The sequence below is a fragment of the Bacillus sp. FSL W8-1143 genome (assembly GCF_037965155.1).
GTDB lineage: Bacteria > Bacillota > Bacilli > Bacillales > Bacillaceae > Bacillus > Bacillus pumilus.
In genome coordinates, this window is the sequence record NZ_CP150182.1 from 2,689,195 (window position 1) to 2,711,503 (window position 22,309).

23 protein-coding genes are annotated in these 22,309 nt (G+C 43.0%); 4 read left to right on the plus strand and 19 right to left on the minus strand.

What is annotated here, in order from left to right; genetic code table 11:
• Nucleotides 1–386: 386 nt before the first annotated feature.
• The 9 genes from ytxJ to NSQ36_RS13710 all read right to left on the minus strand — a co-directional run bounded on the left by ytxJ (nt 387) and on the right by NSQ36_RS13710 (nt 9,227).
• Nucleotides 387–710, minus strand: coding sequence for a bacillithiol system redox-active protein YtxJ (gene ytxJ, locus NSQ36_RS13670; protein ID WP_003217729.1), 324 nt, complete (start codon nt 708–710; stop codon nt 387–389).
• 33 nt (nt 711–743) lie between these two features.
• Nucleotides 744–1,214: a YtxH domain-containing protein gene (locus NSQ36_RS13675; protein ID WP_003217681.1), complete on the minus strand. Its 471-nt coding sequence runs from the start codon at nt 1,212–1,214 to the stop codon at nt 744–746.
• A 26-nt stretch (nt 1,215–1,240) separates the two neighbouring features.
• Nucleotides 1,241–1,660 carry a DUF948 domain-containing protein gene (locus tag NSQ36_RS13680; RefSeq protein WP_024424855.1) on the minus strand — a complete coding sequence of 140 codons (420 nt, stop codon included), beginning with the start codon at nt 1,658–1,660 and terminating at the stop codon, nt 1,241–1,243.
• Nucleotides 1,661–1,885: 225 nt separating this feature from the next.
• On the minus strand, nt 1,886–3,184 hold the full coding sequence (gene murC, locus NSQ36_RS13685; RefSeq protein ID WP_003217748.1) for a UDP-N-acetylmuramate--L-alanine ligase: 1,299 nt from the start codon (nt 3,182–3,184) through the stop codon (nt 1,886–1,888).
• A 303-nt stretch (nt 3,185–3,487) separates the two neighbouring features.
• Nucleotides 3,488–6,241 carry a DNA translocase FtsK gene (locus NSQ36_RS13690; protein WP_285859275.1) on the minus strand — a complete coding sequence of 918 codons (2,754 nt, stop codon included), beginning with the start codon at nt 6,239–6,241 and terminating at the stop codon, nt 3,488–3,490.
• A gap of 196 nt (nt 6,242–6,437) precedes the next feature.
• The gene (ytpR, locus tag NSQ36_RS13695) at nt 6,438–7,043 is read right to left on the minus strand and encodes a YtpR family tRNA-binding protein (protein ID WP_044142204.1); all 606 of its coding nucleotides are present in this window, start codon (nt 7,041–7,043) and stop codon (nt 6,438–6,440) included.
• A 16-nt stretch (nt 7,044–7,059) separates the two neighbouring features.
• Nucleotides 7,060–7,872 carry a DUF1444 domain-containing protein gene (locus NSQ36_RS13700; RefSeq protein WP_044142203.1) on the minus strand — a complete coding sequence of 271 codons (813 nt, stop codon included), beginning with the start codon at nt 7,870–7,872 and terminating at the stop codon, nt 7,060–7,062.
• A gap of 19 nt (nt 7,873–7,891) precedes the next feature.
• On the minus strand, nt 7,892–8,212 hold the full coding sequence (locus tag NSQ36_RS13705) for a thioredoxin family protein (protein WP_251190218.1): 321 nt from the start codon (nt 8,210–8,212) through the stop codon (nt 7,892–7,894).
• Nucleotides 8,199–9,227, minus strand: coding sequence for a PTS sugar transporter subunit IIC (locus NSQ36_RS13710; protein WP_251190217.1), 1,029 nt, complete (start codon nt 9,225–9,227; stop codon nt 8,199–8,201). The genes NSQ36_RS13705 and NSQ36_RS13710 overlap by 14 nt, the downstream gene beginning before the upstream one ends.
• Nucleotides 9,228–9,427: 200 nt before the next feature.
• Here NSQ36_RS13710 and NSQ36_RS13715 point away from each other — a divergent pair, with 200 nt between their 5' ends.
• A complete protein-coding gene (locus tag NSQ36_RS13715; RefSeq protein WP_003217634.1) occupies nt 9,428–9,874 on the plus strand; it encodes a YtoQ family protein in 447 nt (148 codons plus the stop codon).
• Between the two features lie 42 nt (nt 9,875–9,916).
• Here NSQ36_RS13715 and NSQ36_RS13720 read toward each other — a convergent pair whose 3' ends face one another.
• Nucleotides 9,917–10,990, minus strand: a complete 1,074-nt coding sequence (locus tag NSQ36_RS13720; RefSeq protein WP_003217679.1) for a M42 family metallopeptidase — start codon at nt 10,988–10,990, stop codon at nt 9,917–9,919.
• A 199-nt stretch (nt 10,991–11,189) separates the two neighbouring features.
• On the opposite strand from NSQ36_RS13720, the gene NSQ36_RS13725 reads away from it, so the two are divergent.
• Nucleotides 11,190–11,504, plus strand: coding sequence for a PepSY domain-containing protein (locus NSQ36_RS13725; RefSeq protein WP_003217759.1), 315 nt, complete (start codon nt 11,190–11,192; stop codon nt 11,502–11,504).
• Nucleotides 11,505–11,547: 43 nt separating this feature from the next.
• Here NSQ36_RS13725 and NSQ36_RS13730 read toward each other — a convergent pair whose 3' ends face one another.
• From NSQ36_RS13730 to trmB, 3 genes are all read right to left on the minus strand, one after another.
• Nucleotides 11,548–13,245: an NAD-dependent malic enzyme gene (locus NSQ36_RS13730; protein WP_003217562.1), complete on the minus strand. Its 1,698-nt coding sequence runs from the start codon at nt 13,243–13,245 to the stop codon at nt 11,548–11,550.
• Nucleotides 13,246–13,318: 73 nt separating this feature from the next.
• Entirely contained in the window at nt 13,319–14,167 is an 849-nt protein-coding gene (locus NSQ36_RS13735) for an MBL fold metallo-hydrolase (RefSeq protein ID WP_106033039.1), read from the minus strand.
• 115 nt (nt 14,168–14,282) lie between these two features.
• Nucleotides 14,283–14,924 carry a tRNA (guanosine(46)-N7)-methyltransferase TrmB gene (gene trmB / locus NSQ36_RS13740; RefSeq protein ID WP_050943547.1) on the minus strand — a complete coding sequence of 214 codons (642 nt, stop codon included), beginning with the start codon at nt 14,922–14,924 and terminating at the stop codon, nt 14,283–14,285.
• Between the two features lie 188 nt (nt 14,925–15,112).
• Between trmB and NSQ36_RS13745 the strand changes: the two genes are divergently transcribed.
• Nucleotides 15,113–15,388 carry a YtzH-like family protein gene (locus NSQ36_RS13745; protein WP_126740821.1) on the plus strand — a complete coding sequence of 92 codons (276 nt, stop codon included), beginning with the start codon at nt 15,113–15,115 and terminating at the stop codon, nt 15,386–15,388.
• Here the strand turns inward: NSQ36_RS13745 and NSQ36_RS13750 are convergent.
• The 4 genes from NSQ36_RS13750 to thpR form a co-directional block, all read right to left on the minus strand.
• Nucleotides 15,385–16,185: a phosphotransferase family protein gene (locus NSQ36_RS13750; protein WP_170966030.1), complete on the minus strand. Its 801-nt coding sequence runs from the start codon at nt 16,183–16,185 to the stop codon at nt 15,385–15,387. The genes NSQ36_RS13745 and NSQ36_RS13750 overlap by 4 nt on opposite strands.
• A gap of 285 nt (nt 16,186–16,470) precedes the next feature.
• A complete protein-coding gene (locus tag NSQ36_RS13755; protein WP_321999463.1) occupies nt 16,471–17,400 on the minus strand; it encodes a YegS/Rv2252/BmrU family lipid kinase in 930 nt (309 codons plus the stop codon).
• Between the two features lie 48 nt (nt 17,401–17,448).
• A complete protein-coding gene (locus NSQ36_RS13760; protein ID WP_106033037.1) occupies nt 17,449–18,384 on the minus strand; it encodes a hypothetical protein in 936 nt (311 codons plus the stop codon).
• Between the two features lie 25 nt (nt 18,385–18,409).
• Nucleotides 18,410–18,961 carry an RNA 2',3'-cyclic phosphodiesterase gene (thpR, locus tag NSQ36_RS13765; protein WP_137055367.1) on the minus strand — a complete coding sequence of 184 codons (552 nt, stop codon included), beginning with the start codon at nt 18,959–18,961 and terminating at the stop codon, nt 18,410–18,412.
• 91 nt (nt 18,962–19,052) lie between these two features.
• Here thpR and cysK point away from each other — a divergent pair, with 91 nt between their 5' ends.
• Nucleotides 19,053–19,985, plus strand: a complete 933-nt coding sequence (cysK, locus tag NSQ36_RS13770) for a cysteine synthase A (RefSeq protein ID WP_106918380.1) — start codon at nt 19,053–19,055, stop codon at nt 19,983–19,985.
• A gap of 217 nt (nt 19,986–20,202) precedes the next feature.
• Here the strand turns inward: cysK and NSQ36_RS13775 are convergent, their stop codons facing one another.
• Both NSQ36_RS13775 and pepV read right to left on the minus strand, forming a co-directional pair.
• A complete protein-coding gene (locus NSQ36_RS13775) occupies nt 20,203–20,829 on the minus strand; it encodes a Type 1 glutamine amidotransferase-like domain-containing protein (protein WP_339205941.1) in 627 nt (208 codons plus the stop codon).
• A 22-nt stretch (nt 20,830–20,851) separates the two neighbouring features.
• Nucleotides 20,852–22,252 (minus strand): dipeptidase PepV, encoded by a 1,401-nt coding sequence (gene pepV / locus NSQ36_RS13780; protein WP_321999465.1) that lies wholly within the window; start codon nt 22,250–22,252, stop codon nt 20,852–20,854.
• Nucleotides 22,253–22,309 lie beyond the last annotated feature (57 nt).

Here is a 22,309-nt window from a genome sequence, read left to right on the forward strand (position 1 = left end):
CGCTTTTTTTTTTTCATTCTCTCATGATAGGGTTTATTATAAACAAAGATTTCGGAATTGTCACGAAAATTTTCTTTATTACCCAAACGCTTTTAAGCGATAAAGTATTATGTGTAAGATTATAGCATAGTTTTGATTGAAGTAAACCTTTTTTATAAAAAAAACGTCAGCAGTTGCTGACGTTCAGATTGTTGACAAAGGGCTAAAATGATCTTTATTTTAGCCCTTTGTCTTCTTTTCAGCGTGATAGAAAACCTTTGCAGTCTAGGAAGGGCGAGCACAGGAGCGGAGCGAATTTGACATTCGTGAGCACCGGAGCACAGTCCTGACAAAGAATGCGAGGGTTTGTCTACACGCTGAAACGTCAGCAGTTGCTGACGTTTCTTTTACACATTATGTTCAAGCGCTTCTTTTGTAATGCTTGAGTGGGATGCATGCCATTTTACTTTTCCACCGCTAAAGACGAGTGCCTGGGGACTTTCGTGCTTTACCCCTGACTTTTCTGTCACATAGGATGAAAGCTCTCTTGTGTTTTGAATTTGCAAGAAATAAGTTGGCACGTCTTCATGTGCAGACGCAAATGCTTCAAACTCTTGAAAAGCCGCTTGACTGATCGGACATGTCAAACTGTGCTTAAAAAAGACAAAGGTCCCATCTTGATTCGTTAGTTGATCAAACTGTTCTTCTGTTTCAATGAGTTGTTTTGACATGATGTTCTCCTTCTTCACTCTGTGCAGTAAGAGTTAGCCTTTAGTCGATTGTTCTACTTTTTCTTTGACATCTTTAATGCCATCTTCAATTTCTGATTTCGCTTCTTGTGCTCGTACTTTGGCTTCATCCGCTACATCTGATGCTTCACTTGCTATGTCAGCTGCCGCATCTTCTGCTTCACTTTTCACATGATTAGCTTTTCCAGCTGCACGTTCTTTTATGTCTTTCACTTTGTCTAAAATTTGGTTTGACTGTTCTGCCACCATTTGAGACAATTCAGACGTTTTATCTTTCGCAATCGTCACATATTCAGTGCCTCTTTCTTTTGCATCTGTTGTGAGTCGATCTGTTTTTTCTTTTAAAACATTCGCTTGGGTGTTCAAATCATCGCGAAGCTCTTTCCCTGACTTCGGTGCTAAAAATAAAGCTGTTGTTGCACCCACAATTCCACCAATAAGTGTTCCGATCAAAAAGTCTTTGCTATTGATTCCGTCTTTGCTCATGATTATTCCTCCTATGCGAAAATGGTTTATTTTTGGTGTTTTCGTTGTTTCCATTTTTTATAAATTTCAAGTGCTGCGTTACTCCAGCTTACTACATCCGTGACTTTTTCTTGATTTCGTTCAACGGATGAAGAAACCGCACCAGCTGCCTGCTTTATGCTTGTATTAAATTGGTTGATCGAGCCGCCAATTCCCTGCACCGCATCCACAACTGTGTTGAGTTTTGCCGATTTGTCTTGAATATCTTCAGCAAGCTGATTCGTCTTATGTAGCAACTGTGCTGTCTCTGTGGTGATCCCTTGCATCTGACCTTCAAGACCTTCTAAAGTTGATGCGACATTCTTTAATGTCAGCTGTAAGGATTTTAATGTTTTGGACAAGTAGATGACAAGAATGAGGAAAGCAATTGCGATCAGTGCAACGCTTAGATATAGAATAATAATCATCTGATACCTCCTTTGCTGCGGGCATATTCAATTCATTACCCTCTCGTTGTATCATTCAAACATCGCATAGAATGACCGATTGAATAATAATTCTACACTTATTCGCTGATTCCTGTCCACAGCGAACGAAAAAAAGCGGAAGATGTTGACACAATTAGCCGCTTTGTCACATTTTATTCAAAATAAAAAAAGTGCCGATCAAAACGGCACTTTTCGTTTAAGTATTTATACAGCGACTTTTTCATAAGCACGCAAATATTTTTGAATGTCTCCTGCTCCCATAAAGACCAGAATCCCATCTTTGTGCGCTTTCAGCACAGATGTATCTTCTTCTGCAATCAATTGGGCCTGCGGGATTTTTTCTCGTAAGTCTTCGATACTCAGCTTCCCAATGTTTTCACGGGCTGAACCGAAAATATCACATAGGTATACATAGTCCGCTTTTTTCAAACTGTCAGCAAATTCACTTAAGAATTGCTGTGTACGTGTGAAGGTATGCGGCTGGAAGACAGCGACAATCTCACGGTCTGGATACTTTTGGCGTGCTGCTTCAATGGTGACTTCAATCTCCGTTGGGTGATGGGCATAGTCGTCAATTAAAACCTGCTCACCGACTACTTTTTCATTAAAGCGGCGTTTGACTCCACCAAATGTCGTTAGTGCCCCTTTGATGAGCTCTACATCAATGGCTTCATAGTGACATAATGCAATCACAGCTAATGAATTAAGGACATTGTGATTTCCGTAGGCAGGAATGTAGAAGGTATCATAAAACGTATTACGTACAAATACATCAAATGTAGTGCCTTCCGTGTTCTTCACAACATTGCGTGCTTGGAAATCATTTTCTTCATTGAAACCGTAGTATACAACAGGTACCTTCGCTTGAATTTTAGGCAGATGCTCGTCATCACCGCAAGCGATAATGGCCTTTTTCACTTGTAGCGCCATGTTTTGAAACGCATCAAACACGTCGTCAATATCCGAGAAGTAATCAGGATGATCAAAATCAATATTGGTCATGATCGCATAGTCTGGATGATAGCTGAGGAAGTGTCTGCGGTATTCGCATGCTTCAAATACAAAATACTCGCTGTTTTCTTTCCCCATACCAGATCCATCACCGATTAAGTATGAAGTTGGTTTCGCTGATTGCATCACATGGGCAAGCAGTCCTGTTGTTGACGTTTTACCATGAGCACCAGTAATCGCAACGTTTGTGAATGTATCCATGTATTCTCCAAGGAATTTATGGTAACGAATGACAGGAATCCCTTCAGAAAGGGCGCGTTCAATCTCAGGGTGTGTATCAGGAAATGCATTACCTGCAATGACGGTCATCCCTGGCTGAATATTATCTGGGTCAAATGGAAGAATTTTAATATTTCGTTCTTCTAATGCTTTTTGTGTAAAGATATGTTTTTCGATATCCGATCCTTGGACAGTATACCCAGTATCATGAAGAATTTGGGCCAGTGGACTCATACCTGTCCCTTTTATTCCAACAAAATGATAAACAGTCATAATTGTACCTCCAACAAACGTCTATCTGACTTACAGTATATGACGCTCATTTCAATTTGCAACTTGTGATTTTCGCCTCTAGCGGCTCACAGATCGCAGCTCCAAATAAAGATTTTTTTCCGATCTTCCTATTCTAATCAAAATTAACTATGATTAGTATCCGACAACTTTCCTATTTCTAACACCTGCTTTCGCTCATTTTACATAAAAAAGCGTTCTGACAGGCATGCGAAAAGCGTCCAATTCCAAAATTGCACCTATGTGCTATCATACCATGTTTATGAAAAAAATGAAGTGGTTTGTTTAGATCAGCTGTTCTAAGTCACTCAGTGTCATGAGGACTTCCCTTGGCTTACTGCCTTTTGCACCAGAGATCATGCCCTCGCGTTCCATCATGTCGATCAATCTAGCTGCACGATTGTAGCCAATTCTAAATCTTCTCTGCAAACTTGATGTACTAGCGCTATTCTGCTCAATGGCAAAACGGCAGGCATCCATAAACAATTCGTCTTCATCTGTAATCGCAGAGCCTTGGAGCATTAATTCCTCCTGTTCGAAAAGGAACACCGGCTTACGCTGTTTTCTAACATGTGCCACCACTTGATCGATCTCGCGGTCTGATACAAAGTTCCCTTGCAGCCTCGTCGGCTTGCCGGAGCCATTTTCTAAGAAGAGCATGTCTCCTTTTCCGAGAAGCTTTTCTGCACCTGCCATGTCGATGATCGTTCTAGAATCTACCTGACTTGAGACAGAGAATGCAATTCTTGTTGGAATATTGGCTTTAATCAGACCTGTGATGACATCAACAGAAGGTCTTTGTGTGGCAATCAATAAGTGAATGCCGCACGCTCTTGCTTTTTGCGCGATTCGGCAAATGCTTTCTTCGACTTCATTTGGTGCGACCATCATTAAATCAGCAAGCTCATCGATCACCACGACAAGATAAGGTAGTTTTTCACCCATTTGTTTTTCTTTGACAAGCTCATTGAATCGTTTGATTTCTCTCACACCAGAGTGCGCAAACAGCTCGTAGCGTCTTTCCATTTCATCCACTACCCATTTCAGAGCAGCTGTCGCTGTCTTCGCATCGGTGATGACAGGACTCACGAGATGCGGAATATGATTATACGGCGCTAATTCGACCATTTTAGGGTCGATTAAAAGCATTTTCACTTCATCTGGTGATGCTTTAAACATTAAGCTCACTAAAATGGTATTGATGCAGACACTTTTTCCTGAACCTGTTGCTCCAGCAATTAAGCCATGCGGCATTTTTTGCAAATCAACGACAACAGGTTGTCCTGAGATATCTAATCCGAGTGCTGCTGTTAAAGGAGATGGATTATCTCTAAATGCACTGCTTCTGATCATCTCTCGTAAGAAAACCATTTTGCTGTGAAGGTTCGGCACTTCGATCCCGATCGTGTTCTTTCCTGGTATCGGTGCTTCAATTCGAATATCCTTTGCGGACAAACTAAGTTTAATATCATCTGACAGGTTCGTGATTTTGTTCACTTTGACCCCTGGTTCTGGATGTACTTCAAACCTTGTCACAGAAGGGCCTTGCGTGACATGAACCACACTTGCTCTGACATTGAAATTTTTCAGCGTGGCATTGAGTAGCTCTGCTCGCTCTTTCACCCATGTCCCGTCCTCTTCTTTTTGAGCTGGAGGTACGTCTAAAAGGGCGAGGCTTGGAAACACATATCCTTGGGCATCTGCTGCTTTCTTTTGTCCTTGCACGCGCTGATCACTTTTTAACATCATGACGTTAAAAGGAACCGTTGAGGTTTGTCCACTTGCACGTTGTGGCTGAGGAGATACCTGTTTCGGTTTTTCTTCGATCACTTCATGCACTTGTTCTTGCTTTTCTTGCTGCTCTATGACAGGTTCTACTCGTTCAGTAGCGGTCTGTTCGTCTGCTACTTGTTCTATTGGCATCACTTGATCTTCTACTATTTCCGCTTCTTCTATCGATTGCTCTTCTTGCAGATCAAGCTCGGCAACTGGCTCTGTTTCTTCCAATGCTGCCGCTGGCACTTCTTCTTGATAGTCTTCTAAGGAATCAGCTGCTATTTCCTCGACTGGTTCTGCTGAGATGACGTCTAGTACCTCTACTTCTTCTGCCGGCATGTCTACTTCCATTTCAATTGCGGAATGCGTGTCTTCCGCTGTTTCGAATGTCAACGGTTCTATTTCTATTTCCTGAGTATGATCTACAAGCTGTTCTACCGGCTCGTCCTGTATTTCTTCGTTTTCACTGGAAACATCCTGTACAGGCTCAGACTCTACCGGCGGCTTGTGATATACTTCGGCTGGCTGATGATGTAAGTCAGCTTCAATATGGTCTTGAGGCTCAGAAAAGGCTGGCTCTTTTTCCTCTGTTTGAATGAAAGGCTCGTCATTTAAACGCTCCATCGTCGATTGAACGTGATCGTGATAAGCGAGCTCCTCTTGCAAAGTAAGCGGGGTCACGTCTGTTTGCATGTCCACTCTTTCTTCTGCTGGGGCTGGAACTGTTTCTTCCATACGATTTTCTTTCCGTATTGATGGAATGTTCATTTGCTGTCTGACATTTCGTTCACGCTCTGCCTCTTCTGATAACAGGGTGACACGCTGCGCTGTTTCTGCTGCTTTCATTTGAACAGAAGATGATTCTTCTTTCGACTCTGTTCGTTTCGGACGCATGTCCTGATGATAGCCATAGATCGGTGATGGAATTTGCTCTGGTTTGAATGGCTTTTTATGAATGTCAGGCTGAACCGTTTGTTTTGACTCATAGGTCTTCTGCTTAGCCTTTGGCTGGCCTTGCTTCGGGCGTCTTCTTTCCTGCTTTACTCCGTCACGCTGAGGTTCATCTGGAACGAGCGGAAAGCGGAAGTTGCCTGTCGGATATTCATAATAGACTTTTGTATCTTCAATTTTTTTATATTCTTTATGCTGTTCAAAAACTGGCTGCTTTGGTGCAACTGGACCTTCCTCAGGTCTCACAGCTTTTTCTTCTTTCTTTTCTTCTCCTAAAAATACACTAAAAAATTTATCTAACCAACTCATCATTTATCACTCACTTTAACTCCCCTTACGTTTTCTTGGGCGATTTTTAGTATACCATTGCTTTTTCATGCAGAAAAGCGAGAAAAGTGCCGCTCTTTGCTATTTGTGCTGTCTGTAGATGAAAAAAAGTCACTAAGTACGTACTTAGTGACTTTTGGTATAACACAATCTTCGCTCTGATGTGCCCGTTTATGGGAGGTTATGCTTGAAAGGGTTCGCCAGCTTGATGGCTTCCTTCTAGAACAAGAATCCCTTTTTCAGCAGGCGCGTCTGGAAGATCTAGTTCTTTTGCTGAACAAATCATTCCGCTTGATGGAACACCTCTTAGCTCAGCATCTTTGATGATTAAACCGCTTGGCATCACTGCCCCAACCTTCGCAACCACGACATATTGCCCTTGATCAACGTTTGGTGCACCGCACACGATTTGTAATGTTTCATCGCCAACATCCACTTGGCAAATGTTTAATTTATCTGCATTCGGATGCTTTTCTTTTTCCTTTACATAACCGACAACAAATTTTGGTGATAGATCGACAGTCAACGTTTCACTGACACCGTTGCGGTTTAAAATTTCGTTGATATCTTGAACAAGTGTTTCAGAAAGCGGTACAGATCCGTTTTCTTCAATTTTCATGTAAGTGGATGCGTTGAAGATATTAAAGCCTGTTGTTTCTTTTGTTTCTTGATTGAAGATTCTTACGACATCTCCAAACGTCTCATGACCTACTTCTTCTCTCGTCACATCTTTCAATGAGATAAGGAGTGTGTCGCCTACACCTTCTGCATTATAAAAAACGTTCATTCTTCAAAATTCCCTTCTACTGCTGTTTTGGTCTGCTTTTAGCAAGAATAAAAATCGGTTCAAGCTTGCCTTCATCATATAAAAATGACAGTGCGGTAATCGGAACCGTGCCGCTGGCGAAGAAGCTCATCGACATCTGTCCTAAAATATCATAGCCTGATTCATTGCGAACATCTGCAATGATGAATACATCTTGATGGGGGACAGAGATGGCCATCTGTCCTTCTATTTTTTGAGCGTATTCTTGTAAAATCGATTCATTTAAAAGTCTGCTGGCATCATATCCGTCATTCGCACGGAAGAAATAAAACCGGTTGCCTGCCACTTCATCCATTTTCACTACAGTTTCAAGTGAGCGGACATTGAAGCTTGCAGTTTCCCTGATTCGTTCTTTTGTCCAGTTTTCCTTTTGAAGCATCTTTTCATCAATTAATCTGTAGGTGCTTCCAAGGTCAAGTGCATAGTAGATTCTCGTTTCAGCTGTATGCTCATCAAAAACAAGCGGAATCTCGTCACTTGATGTCTCAGGAAAGGAAGTGGATCGAATGACCGGATAAATTTGCTTTTCTTTTCCTGAGATGTGCTGCGCTTCGCCTTTCATAGCACTTAGCGCCTCTTTCACATAATAAACGATCTCATCCAATGTTTCATCAGGCTTTACTTCCCACTTTGCAATGATTGGCGGGAGCTCTAGTGTGATCCCTTTGCCTGTTTGTTTATCTTCAATACGAAGCGTATCTTTTTCTCGGTCAAACTGGTGTGACCAGCTGTCATTTGTCAGACGGCTTTTGAGTTCGTTCGCAAGCTGTCTTGATGTCATTTTTGCCATGATTTAGACTCTCCTTTCATTATTTAGAAAGAGAATCTGTTAAAAATGCTTCAATCTCTTCCTTCGTTTTACGATCCTTGCTGACAAAGCGGTTAATCTCTTGCCCATTTTTAAATACTAAAAAGCTTGGAATGCCGTAAATTTCCCACTCTGCGCAAGTGTCAATAAATTGATCTCTATCCACATAGAAGTACTCAAATTCTGGGTAGTTTGCTTCAAGCTCTGGCAAGACTGGTTCGATAAAGGTGCAGTCCGGACACCAGTCCGCTGAAAATAGCAATACTGTTAAGTCTTCTTGAATTACTTTTTGTAATTCTTCGTTAGATTCAATTTTTTTCATGTTTCATTCCTCCAGTTTGTATGGTTAAATCTCCGAATTGTATATAGCCTTTCTTTCTCATCCATTCTGATACTACCAAACTAATCACTGCCGGGCCAACGATATGCAAAAGAGCAATCGCCAGAAAAACGGATGGATGAAATCCCATAACGGTCAGTGTCATGAGCTGTCCAACAAGGCCACTCGTTCCCATTCCTGCCCCTGCCGCATTATTGACCATCCCAAAGCCAATAATACCAATTGGCGCGAGAATGAGGCCCGCTATCGTCGGCGGAATAAGGATAAGGGGATTTTTCACAATGTTCGGCAGCTGCAATTTTGACGTGCCAATACCGACAGCGGCAAGTCCGCCAAAACGATTTTCTCTAAAGCCTGCAGCGGCAAAACCGACCATTTGAGCGCAGCAGCCAATCGTTGCAGCACCAGCAGCTGTTCCGCTTAAGTCAAGCATGAGCGCAAGCGCAGCGCTTGAAATCGGTGAGCTGAGAGCAAGTCCAACAATGGTTGCTACTAGCATGCCCATGATGAGCGGACTTTGGTCAGTCCCCCACATAATGAGCCTGCCAAGCCCTGTCATCATGGCTTCAATCCCAGGACCGATCAAAGCGGCGGTGGAAAAACCAGTAATGATAGTAACAAGCGGTGTCAAAATGATATCAATTTTTGTCTCACCACTGACCAGTTTGCCGAGTTCTACACCAATTAATGCTGCGACAAAGCTTCCAGCAGGTCCACCAAGCTCTGCTCCTGCAGCGCCTGAGACAACACTTGCAAAAATGATCAATGGAGATGCCTGTAACCGGTATGCAACGGCTACGCCAATCGCTGGTCCCATGAGCCCCATTGCGAGTGTTCCCATTTTGATGATGAGCGGAAGTGATAACAGACCGCCTGCTGTTTTTAAAATCAGACCTACTACTAATGTAGCAAATAGACCTAAAGCCATATAAGAGAGTGCATCAATGAAGTACACTTTTGGCGAAAGGGAGATTCCCTTTCTTTTCAAATAAGTCATCAACGTCGTCTTCCTGCTTTCTCATAGGAAAGACGAAGAGGCCTGTCCTTCCCATTATATGTAGTATTCTTACGATGAAAAATAGTCTCTACCATGAATATCATAATCATATTTTTTTTGCTTTATCAAGCACTTCTTGTGTAACATGAAAAGAAACAGGGCAAACCTTTACTAAGTTTGTACAAAAGGAGGAGATCGTTATGCAATTAACCGTCTATTTAGCAGGAGAAATTCATAGCCAGTGGCGCGATGAAATCAAGGAGAAAAGCCAATCGTTGAAACTGCCAGTGACATTTGTTGGTCCAATGGAGAATCATGACCGCTCCGATCACATTGGTGAGGACATTTTAGGTGAGCAGCCGAATGCCATATTCAAAGATGATGCCGCTTCTGATTTGAACAATTTTCGTACTGAGATCCTATTAAACAAGGCAGACGTCGTCATTGCCCGCTTTGGTGAGAAATATAAACAGTGGAACACGGCGATGGATGCATCTGCTGCCATCGCTAAAGGGAAACCTCTCATTTTGATCCGCCCAAAAGAACTGCACCATCCGTTAAAGGAGCTATCAAACAAAGCGAATATCACTGTGGAAACCGTGAACCAAGCGATCAAAGCGTTATCTTACGTGTTTGAACAGCAATAAAAAAAGGCTGCTCTCTTGAAAGAGGCAGCCTTTTGATTATATTTACACCTGTTGATAAATAGAATCCACTGTACTTTGATCACAGTTTTTCACAAGACGGACGATTAATTCTTTTGCCGCTGCATAGTCATCCACATGCAATACTGAATGACTTGTGTGAATGTAGCGAGCACACACTCCAATGACAGCAGAAGGCACGCCTTGGTTTGAAATATGCACACGTCCAGCGTCCGTACCACCTGGTGATACGAAGTATTGGTATGGAATACTGTTTGACTCAGCTGTATCGAGCACAAAATCTCTCATGCCGCGGTGCGTAATCATGGTTCGATCAAAAATACGCAGAAGTGCACCTTTACCAAGCTGGCCGAATTGGGTTTTGTCACCTGTCACATCGTTTGCAGGGCTTGCATCTAAAGCAAAGAACAGATCTGGCTGAATCATATTCGCAGCTACTTCTGCCCCTCTAAGACCTACTTCTTCCTGAACCGTTGCACCAGAATACAGATGACATGAAAGTGGTTCGTCTTTTATTTCTTTTAATAATTCAATCGCAAGTCCGCAGCCATAACGGTTATCCCAAGCCTTCGCTAAAATCTTTTTAGGATTCGCCATTGGGGTAAAGACTGTTGCAGGCACGATTTGCTGTCCTGGACGAATGCCAAGTTCTTTTGCCTCTTCTTCACTGTCTGCCCCAATATCAATGAGCATGTCTGATGGTTTCACAGGTTTGCTTTTTTGTTCTGGTGTTAGAAGATGAGGTGGTGTACTAGAGACGACACCAGGAATTGGCCCGTGATCGGTATGAACATCGACACGCTGCGCCAGCATGACTTGACTCCACCAGCCGCCGAGTGTTTGGAAGCGGATCATCCCGTTTTTCGTAATGGATGAAACCATGAATCCCACTTCATCCATATGACCAGCCACCATGATTTTAGGTGCGTTCTCTGGCCCCTTGCGTACCCCAAACACACCGCCAAGACGATCCTGAATGAGTTCGTCAGAATATTTCTCAAGTTCCTTTTTCATAAAAGCACGCACATGGTGCTCATTACCTGGGGTACCTTGTAATTCTGTTAAATTTCGGAAAAGCGACAATGTTTCTTCATTCATTCTACGATTTACCTCGTTTCTATGTAATGACCATATATATTCCTATAAAAATAACACTCACTTTATACTATAAGAATTCTTTCGGTTTTCCAAGTATCTCTCCAGAAATTTTGAATATGCTTTCAACTATTCGGATTCCTTAACATCAATGGACAAGTTTTGTATAATGGAAAAAACAGCAATACGGAGGTGCAGCACGTTGAAGTTAAAACATGTTCTGATTGGTGCGAGTATTGGCGTAGCCGCTGCAATTGTTGCAAAGAAAGTATTTTTCCCTACGTATATCTCGTCTGAAAAAGCATTAAAAATTGTGAAATCCGCTTTTAAACAGCGCGGCCCGATTGATGGCTCTTGGATTTATACTGTACCAGAACCGTATACCGTAAATGGTGAAACGATTGATGTGTACAAATCTGGCATTACTCGCTCAGCCTTTGGCGAGCTTGAACAGTACGAAGTCATGATTGATGCCAAAACAGGCATGATTGTGGATGTCATTGATTCTGTGGCTTGATAAAGAAAGCTTCGCAAAGTTGTGTCCTTGCGAAGCTTCTTTTTTATATGGCTTTGATTTTTTTGTACACAGGATGCCACATAGCGTCCTGTACAGCCTGAATAAGGTCATCAGGCGTTTCCTCTGCAATTCCTTCATCGATCGCTGCTTGCGCCACACGAACAGCTACTGTTGCTGAAACGGTTCGAAGCTGATCGACACTTGGCAGCATCGCTGCACCCGGCTTTCCGACATTGACCATGCTGGCAATCGCTTCAGCACTCGCAACAAACATGCTGTCTGTCATGAGGCGTGCTTTAGACACAATCGTTCCAAGGCCAAGCCCTGGAAACACAAGAGCATTATTTGCTTGCCCAATTTCATATGTGACGCCGCCATATTCGACAGGATCAAATGGGCTTCCTGTTGTCACGAGGGCGCGTCCTTCTGTCCACTCAATGAGATCTTCAGGCTTTGCTTCTGAAAGAGGTGTCGGGTTCGACATCGGTAAAATGGCTGGGCGCTCCACGTGTGACGCCATTTCTTTCACAATTTCCTCTGTAAATGCTCCTCCTACTGTCGAGGTGCCAATTAAGATGGTTGGTTTAGCCTGTTTGACGACCTCTAATAAATCAATGGAATGCTTAGGACCATTACGGGCATAATCCTTTACTTCGTCAGAACGTCTTGCATATGGCTTTTGAAATGGCTGAATGTCAGGCGAATCATCTGTAAGTAAACCTGTTTTATCAATACACCAGAAATGATCATATGATTCCTCTTCTTTGACTCCGTCTCTGACAATCGCATCACGGATCTGCTCCGCTATGCCAATCCCTGCCGTACCCGCTCCGAAAATGACGATTCGGTGATCTTTCAGCGGAACCTTCGAAGCTTTTGCACATGCCATAACCGCAGCAAGTGAAACAGCTCCAGTCCCTTGAATGTCATCATTAAATGTACAAATCCGTTCCTTATATTTTTCCAATATGGCTCGTGCATTTTTTGTCCCAAAGTCTTCCCAGTGAAGGAGGGCATTTGGAAAGGTTGCGCGGGCAAGCTCTACATATTGATCGATAAACTGATCATAACGCTCGCCTCGAACGCGAGAATGCTGATTTCCAACATAAAGCGGATCATTCAAGAGACTTTCTTGGTTCGTCCCCGCATCAAGTACTACGGCCAGCACGCGGCTAGGATCAATGCCTGCTGCGGCTGTATAAACAGCAAGTTTCCCGACTGAAATGGCAATACCGCCAACACCCCAGTCTCCAATACCTAAAATACCTTCTGCATCTGTCGCAACGATTAAGTCAATGGATTCATCCACACCGTAAGAGGCAAAGATCTCTTCCATGCCTTCCAAGTCATCAATTGATAAATAAAGCCCCCTTGGCTTTCGATACTCGTGGCTATAACGCTGAATGGCTGTTCCAACCGTCGGTGTATAGACAATCGGCAGCATCTCTGCCAAGTGCTCATTTAGTAATTTGTAAAAAAGCACTTCGTTTCTGTCATGAAGTGATGTTAAATACACATTTTTCCCCAGTTCATCTGGCTGTGCCTTGAACTGCTCATATGCACGCTTTGCCTGATCCTCTAATGTTAAAACCTTAGGTGGTAGAAAGCCCTTTAAACCAAGCTCTTCCCGCTCTTCCTTCGTAAATGCAACCCCTTTGTTTAAATAAGGGACGGACATGACTTCCATCCCTCTTAATGGTGTTTCAATGACATCACCATGTACACGATAAAATTGGTTCACCTGCACTCTTCCTTTCACAAGTTCATTTTGTCGTTATTTTGTGTGAAAGGCGAAAAAACATGCAGATGATCTTTTATTTTCCTGTTTCTCTTTTGACTTCATGTGTGATTTGCCCATCTTCATCCCACTTAACAGCGCGGTAAATCGCATCATGATAAAACAAGTACCACGCATTTTTTTCTTCTGCAAATGCCTGCCATTTTTGCTTAGCTGGAATTGAGGTCATTGGGTAATCATCATATGCCAAGACCCATAATGGATTTTTATGAGCGTGCGTTGGCATAATGTCAGCTAAATGAATCGCTGTTTCACCCTGACTTGTGAGCGTTAAGATGCTATGGCCATTGCTATGACCGCCTGTATGATGCAGCTCAATGCCTTCTATTACTTCGATGCTTTCTTCAAATGGCACCACTTGATCTGCTATAGGCTCCCAGTTTTCTTTCCAATATGTATTTCTTGAGCGGATGTTAGGCGCCCTCATTTCATCCCATTCGATTTTGGATGTGATGATTTTTGCTTGCGGAAAAACAGACACGAGCTTTTCTCCTTCGAGTTTTGTTAATCCGCTTGCATGATCAAAGTGAAGATGCGTCATTAAGACGTAATCAATATCTGCTGTTTGCAGGCCGAGTGCCGCGAGTGACTTTTCCAATTTTGTCTCTTCTGTTACGCCGTAATTGCGTTTTTGTTTATCCGTCAGCTTCCCTGATCCGATGCCAGAATCCACTAAAAAATGGAGACCATTCCACCGTATGAGGATTGGGTCACACCGCAGTTCAATTTGATTGCGATCGTTCACCGGGTATTTTTTTGACCATAACGGCTTTGGCACCACACCAAACATCGCACCTCCGTCCATGTGTGTATCTCCCCCGTTTAACCAGAACAGTTCCATGTCACCTATGTTCATTGTCTCCATTGCTGTCATCCCTCCTTTTTCTATCGTAGCAAATACAGCTGAAAATCGCATGCATCAATCTTTTCATGAAAAAAGCTGACTGCAATTCTTTTTGCAGCCAGCTTGATGTCACTTGTTATTCTGAAAATTTCACTTCTGATCGATAGATAGGTTGTCCCATAGACGAGAATTTCTCTTCGTATTCCGTCATCACATTTCCTTCTAGTCCGTCCTTATGTAAATCTAAGCTTACATACGTTAAAAGAAGGCCATATGCAGAAAAGCTCTTTAAGGAATATTCAAATAACCCGCGGTTATCTGTTTTGAAATGCAATTCACCGCCTGGACGGAGAATATGTTCATATCGCTCTAAAAAGGCCTTAAACGTCAATCTGCGCTTTTCATGTCTTGCTTTTGGCCACGGATCAGAGAAATTCAAATACACTCGGTCAATCTCATTTTCCGCAAACACATCTGTCAGCGTTTCCGCATTAATGTTCAAGAGCTTTACATTTTCAACATCTGTCTCTTTGATTTTATCTACTGCTGTCACAATGACACTTTTAAATAATTCAATGCCAATATAGTTGGTATCAGGATGAAGCTTGCCCATTCCAGCGATAAAGCTCCCTTTTCCTGTGCCAACTTCAATATGGATTGGATGATCATTTCCAAACAGCTCATGCCATTTCCCTTTATATTGCTCTGGGTTAGCTAAGGCAATATGAGCATTTTCAGCTAAGTAATCATCAGCCCATGGTTTATGTCGCATTCTCAATTTGATACACCTCTATTTTCTTTACATTTTATCAAGATACCATGAAACATAAAGACCCGCAAGACAGCATCTTTATGCGCATATGAAAAAGACCAGCCCTTCGCTTGAGCTGGTCTGCCGCATGTATAAATTGGGTGCTGAATGCACAGTTTAACCACATAAATGACACGCAGAAAAGGAGCATACGTATGGGATTAAACCGTCAACATCAGCTTCAATTAATCAAAGATATTTTAACCGATCACCAGTTGGATTGCTGCGGGACTGTTGCAGAATATGAACAGGTGGGACGCGTGATTCAATTCATGCTGGCAAAAGAAGACCTTGATGCCGACATTCGTCAATTATTAACTGATATTTATGATTACAGCCAAAAGGGCACTTCTGTCAGTTCAATCGATGCACATATTGAGGCGCATCAATCGCATTTGTCAGAGTGGGTCGAGAATATTCCTCTGTCTTAATGAATATTTAACCGCTGTAAGAGTGCGCACAGCTCCGCTTGCACTTCTTGCTGCGCTTTTTCATTCCCTTTTCTTTTATGCCACACGACAAACGATACAGTTTCAGCGAGGACGTACCAAGCCATGCGTTTTCGCAAATTGTCCGTCAGCGGGGCACCGTACATTGAGAGCCAGCTTTCCCAGTTCTCTTCTTCAACATAATGGTATAAAAGTGGTCCAAGATCAATGGCTGGGTCAGCAATCATCGCCCCATCCCAATCGATCAAGTAAAGCTGGTTTTCATCTGTCAGCAGCCAATTATTATGATTCAGGTCACAATGACACACGACCTTGTCTTCAAATTGAACTGCCTCCACATGCTTCTCTAAGTACTGGATAGCACGTGTGACGTCGCGCGAATCAATTTGCTCTTTAAATATGGACTGTTTTAAATGCTTCAGAATGGATGCTGGGTCTAGAGAGTGCTTCTCTAATCGTTTCAGCATATCAAGCAATTCTTTCGATGTATGAATTTTTCTTAGCTGCTCTGCGACAGGACGGTCATTCATGTCCTTTGGCTTCAGCTCTCTGCCGCTCAGCCAGTGCTGCGCAGTGATGACATCCCCATTTTCCATCCGTTTTGTCCAGACAAGCTTCGGCACAATGCCTTCAGCTGACAAAACCGCAAGAAACGGTGACGTATTGCGTTTTAAAAATAGCTTTTGGTCATTGTGTGTTGCGAAGTACGCATCTCCCGTAGCGCCTCCAGCAGGAGAGATGTGCCATTCGCTACCTAATATTTGTCCCAACCAGTTCATATCAATTTTCAACCCATCATTTCTTAAAATATTTTAAATCGTGCTTTTTTAGTCGACAAAATTCAGCCGATTGAAGGTCAATAGGCTGTTTCTTTTTTTATTTATATGATCATAAAAACAAAAAGGACAGCTATTGAGAATGAGATGCTAAACAATAGCCGTCCTATAGATTTTATCGTTACCTTCTTATACTCGTCAAGCAAAACTAGAAAATCAGGACAAGAACCTTATGAAAAGAAAGGCTTTTTTCATGGTTCTTTGACTAAGACATTCACGATAAGTGATTTAAGCACGTAATTTTAAGGAGTATTCACTCGCCTTCACAAAAACAGGCGTTGCGCCAATCACTTCTCCATCTGCATGAAATAAGATTTTTCCATCTGCCTCCAAGTACGCTTCTTCGTGCTGAAACAGGGTAACGCCCTTCATTCCAAGGTGCTTGCGAAACACCATCGCACTTAGAAACAAGAGCACTTTAAATGGATTCAAATCTGTGACAACGAGTGTTTGAAAGCCTGGCTGCCTTGCGCTTACTTCTGGCGCTGCTTCCAGCCCACCTCCGTAATAGGGGTGATTACAAACAATCACAAACCACACTTGGCGAAAGACCTTCTTCTCGTTTTCAATAAACAGTGCAAGGTCGAACGGCTTAAAGGACCATAAAGAATGGAGAAATGACAGCGGGTAGATGATAAACCCAAGCCCCAGTCGTTTCAGCCACTTTTTTCCTCTGAAATGCACTGTTTTCCTTAGCACATGCGCATCAAACCCAGCACCGATATGATTGAGAAAGAGAACGGATTGTGCGCTTTCTGCGTGATCTTGAAAGGAGCCGAGTGAAAATGTTTTGGTGAGCATTCTTTTTTGCTTTCTCACTTCTTTTAGGACATCTTGACGATGGATGCCAAGGCCCTTCGCCGCATCATTCCAATGACCGGCGGGGACAAAGCTTAGCTGCACATGATCCATTTCCTTTAAGCCATTTAGGACTTCATGAATGGTTCCGTCACCGCCAATGACAATCAGGCGCTTTAGCCTGTCATCTTGCATGGCGCTAATTTGTCTTGCCAATACTTCTGCATGACCTTCATGCTGGGTGAGAAACGATCGATATGAGATCTCCATCCTTTGTAGTTCTTTCTCTATACTCTTCCATGTACGAAGTCCTTTTCCATGTCCTGCTGCTGGATTAACGATAAAGTACCATTCATTCATATATTAGCTCCACTCAGGTCTCATTTTTCGTGACCTTCCATTATGCCTTTAATCGAGCCATTCCTGCCTTCTTTTGCTGTCTGATTCACCATAAGCAAGCAATGCTTTTGTCGCCTTAAATTGCTGATGCTTTGTCGGCGCAGTATTTTTCCGCTGCTTTTCAAACCAATCTTCCGCCTTCTTCTTATCGACAACCTCCATCCCGTATGGAACTTCCGGTAAGTCAATATACGAGGTACGGCTGATCAGGATTTTTTTCACAGGAAGATGGACACCGCTTTGCTGTAAGATCTTTGACACGACGGTGCCAGAGCGTAGAAGGCTTGCGCAAGGATTCAAAACGGACTGAACCGCTTTCCCATTCGCCCGCTTTTCCCAAAAACGTTCCTTCGTTCCGATATATACGCTGTCAGGCTCTGCCTCTAAGAAGGATAAACAAATCACTTCCAGCGGCGTAATGAGGACTGGACATAATTCCATCTCTGCTTTTTGAATGAGCAGCACCGGTTTGTACATCACAAAATATGAATCCGGAAGCTGCCTAGCAAGCATGCGCAGCTTTTCGTCATACCGAATGTGATGGGAAACGGTCGAAATGTTGGAAATCGTCGAGCTCGCCCATTTTAATTGAACATCATATAGATGATCCTTAAAAAAATGAATGAGCTTCGTTTCATCTGTAGGAACGTTTGTAAAGACACCTTGCTCTATATCTGTCGGCTCGTTAAAAAGACTCAGGTCCCGTTCCTTCTTCATATCGGCTTCTTTTTGCTTTCTCTTTAAGGAGAATTTCTTTCTCTTTTCCTCCTCTTGTTCAGGCGCTTGTTCAGAGATTTGGTCAAATGAATGCTGCGTCTTCTCTTTTGAAGCTTTTTTTAACTCGTCCCACCTTTGCTTTTTCAATCGAATGAATTGATTGATGTAGTGATGCGGGTCTTGTTCATATCGTGATATATAATCTTGAATTTTGATAATTTGCGCCATCTGCTGCTCACTCCAACTTTTAGAATCATTTATGTAGTGCAAATTGTTTGATTGCGTGATAACGCGGGGTTTCTCTCGGGCGTATTTCATATAGAGTCATACAAGAAACCTCTATCACGTATGGCTCTTTGCGTAAAGGCGCTTGTTCTGCAAAAGAGTGATCCGCATTCCATTTGCGCGCAATCGTCATATGCGGATGAAACGGTCTCTTTTCAACAGGATGTCCTGCTGACAATACGGCTTCTTTCACCTTTTCTCTTAATTGCATGAGTGGTTCACTTTCATCAGGTTTTGCAAAAAAGACTCTCGGGCGTTCCTTCGTGCCAAACTGTCCGACCTCATTCAGCTCTAGTGAAAATGCAGTGGCTTCCTTTGAGAGGATCTCAAGCAGCTCGATGATCTTCTTTAAGCGCTCATCTGGAATGGCACCTAAAAAGATCAAGGTCACATGATAATCATGTGGTGCTGTCCACTTTTGAAAAGACAGTCCGCTTCTTTGATCAATGTCTTTTTTGATTTGATGCGCAAGTTGTTCAGGGATGTGAACCCCAATAAAATAATGACGGTTTTCTGACACAATATCACCTGTCCTTTTATAACAAACTTTACGAATCCCCATTGATGATAGTATAACTAAAGAAATGCGGAATGAGAAGAAAGGGTGTCACATGATGAAGGTTGCACAAAATATAGCGGAGCTGATTGGCGATACACCACTTGTTCAATTACAGCGGCTTCAGCCAGACAATGCGGCAGCTGTTTATTTAAAACTGGAATCGTTTAATCCTAGCGGCAGTGTGAAGGACCGCGCTGCTTACAATATGATCGTCGAGGCTGAAAGGCAAGGGAAGCTGACAAAAGGAGCGACCATTATTGAACCGACGAGTGGGAATACAGGGATTGGTTTAGCCATGAACGCAGCAGCTAGAGGGTATCAAGCCATCCTTGTGATGCCTGATACGATGACAAAGGAACGAATCAATATTTTGAAGGCTTACGGGGCGCAGGTCGTTTTAACCCCAGGAGAAGAAAAAATGCCAGGCTGTATTCGCAAGGCAGAGGAGCTGGCAGCTCAAATTCCTCATAGCTTTATCCCAATGCAATTTGATAATAGAGCGAATCCAGATGCACATAGAGGCACAACGGCTGTTGAAATCATAGAAGCTGTCAAGCAACTTGGAAAGCCCCTTGGAGCCTTTGTCGCAACAGCAGGAACTGGCGGAACCATTACAGGCACTGGAGAGGAATTAAAGAAGGCTTTCCCTCATATGACCATACGTGTGGCAGAGCCGAAGGGATCTCCAGTCTTATCTGGCGGGACACCTGGCAAACATAAACTTGTTGGCACAAGCCCAGGATTTATTCCCAAAATTTTAAACGAGCATGTCTATGATGAGATCGTGCAAGTAAGCGATGAAGATGCGTACAATATCACACGTCAGCTTGCCCGTCTTGAAGGAATTTTAGTTGGTCCATCCTCTGGAGCAGCCTGCTATGCTGCGATTGAAACAGCCAAGCAATTGCCGGTAGATCAAATTGTGATCTGTATGACAGCAGATACAGGCGAACGATACTTATCAAGTGATGTTTTTCAAGATTAAAAAAGGAACAGGGTCATGAATCCCTGTTCCTTTCAGATTGTTGACAAAGGGCTAAAATGATCTTGATTTTAGCCCTTTGTCTTCTTTTCAGCGTGATAGAAAACCTTTGCAGCCCTAGGAAGGACGAGCACCGGAACGGAGCGAATTTGACATTCGTGAGTACCGGCGCGCAGGACTGACACCGAATGCGAGGGTTTGTCTACATGCTGTTTCAAGGTTAGGACGATTTGTCGGACTTCACCTCAGCCTGCTCCCCTGTGATGAGTAAAGCCTGCTCATCAGTAAGCGGGCATAAATCGAGCGTCTGCTCATACTGCTCCATGATTTGCTGCGCAGCCTCGCCTAAATAGGTATTGTACATATGCGGTACCGGACAGTAGCTTATCTCATTGAATCCTTGATAAGATGAAAGCTCTGGTGCCTTCTGCCGATCATCCATCACGGAGATATATTCAATGCTTGGCGCCATGATGATACTCCCTGCGGATTCGCCAATGTACAACTTGCCTTTATTGATTTCTTCTTTTAGCACGTCATCGAGACCGTGATTTCTCAATTCCTGCAGCAAATAGAAGGTGTTGCCTCCTGATACGTACACCACATCATTTTGTTTTATCATCTTTGTGATTTCTTCGGCAGACTGCTCAGCTATTTGAACGATTTCTAGCTGCATACCGAGTTGATGAAAGGCTTCTTTCGCTGCCTCCACATAGTGAGTGACTTCTTCCACAGCACTTGCTGTTGGAAAAAATGTCACACGTTTTCCTTTTAATGATTCACCCGTAAAGTCAGATAAGAGAGAATAGCTGTCTTTGAATGAAGAGCATAAGAACATTTTTTTCACTGTGAATCCCTCTTCTCTTTTTCTATTTTGCCAATTCATACATGGCTTGTGCATATAGAGCGGTTGCTCTTAGTAGATCATCGATTTCGATATATTCATCCTTCTGGTGTGCGCAATCTGGTCTGCCAGGGAAGAGAGGACCAAAGGCAACGCCTGCTTCTAAAGATCTCGCATACGTTCCTCCACCAATGGCAATCAGGTGAGCTGGATCTCCCGTTTGTTCCTCATATACCCGCTGCAATGTTTTGACAAGTGGGTGATCTTTTGAGACGTGATGCGGGGGGCTGTCATCAAATTTTAGAAGGGTAGCCCCTTTGATGCCTTCGATCCCTTTTTTAACGTCCTTGCCGTCTGCTGTCACTGGATAGCGGACATTTAATCCTAGCTTCGCTTCCTCGCTTTGTGTATAGCGGATCGTGCCAACATTCAAGGTCAAATCTCCGCTAATGTCATCTTTGCAAGCAATCCCCAGCTTTTTCCCTCTTGTATCCTGATCAAATAAAGCATTGATTTGAGAGGTAAAAGCAAGCCCGTCTTCATCTAATTCTTGTCCACATAGGAAATTGGCCATATGAATGCCCGCATTGATTCCATGCGCCGGCTCCATAGCATGAACTGATTCACCTTTTAATGTGAAATGCAGTCCATCCGCTACATTCTTTACCTCACCTGATAATTGATTGTCAGCAAGATAAGCTTCAAAAGCTGTTTTTAATGATTCAGCATCGTGTTCTTGTGCCGCTGTCACAGTGGCAGTTGCCTCATCCGGCACCATATTCAGCCGCATACCCGATGTGAATTGCTTGAGCGTATAGCGCTGATGTTGTTCTGTATGTTGATATGTAAATGACACAATGGCATCAATGATCCCTTTTTCAGCATGAATAATCGGAAAATCAGCATCTGGTGCAAATCCAATTTGCGGCATCGCCTCGTGCTTGAAATAATGGTCCACACAGCGCCAATCACTTTCTTCATCTGTTCCAATGATCATTCGAATCTTTTTTGACAGCTTCATCCCTGTATCTTTTAACATCTTCAGTGCGTAGAAAGCCGCCATGGTTGGCCCTTTATCATCAATGGCGCCTCGTGCAAATATTTTATTTTCTCTTATGTCCGCTGAAAATGGCGGGGTTGTCCAACCGTCACCAGCAGGCACAACGTCCACATGGCATAGCACACCTACAATGTCTTCGCCTTCTCCATATTCAATATGACCAGCATAGCCATCCACATTCTTGACTGTGAATCCTTCGTCTTCCCCTTTTTTCAGCATATACTGAAGGGCCTGATCGACTTTTTCACCAAATGGCTTTCCTTCTTTTCCACCTTCTTCATCAAGGACACTTTCAATTTGTAAAAAAGATTGTGTGTCCTCAATCAAATCGTCTTTTTTTCGTAAGACTTCAGCTTCCCAATTCATTTTTCCATTCCTCCTTGAAAAAAGGTTGCAATCCACCCTTAAAACGAATATTATATT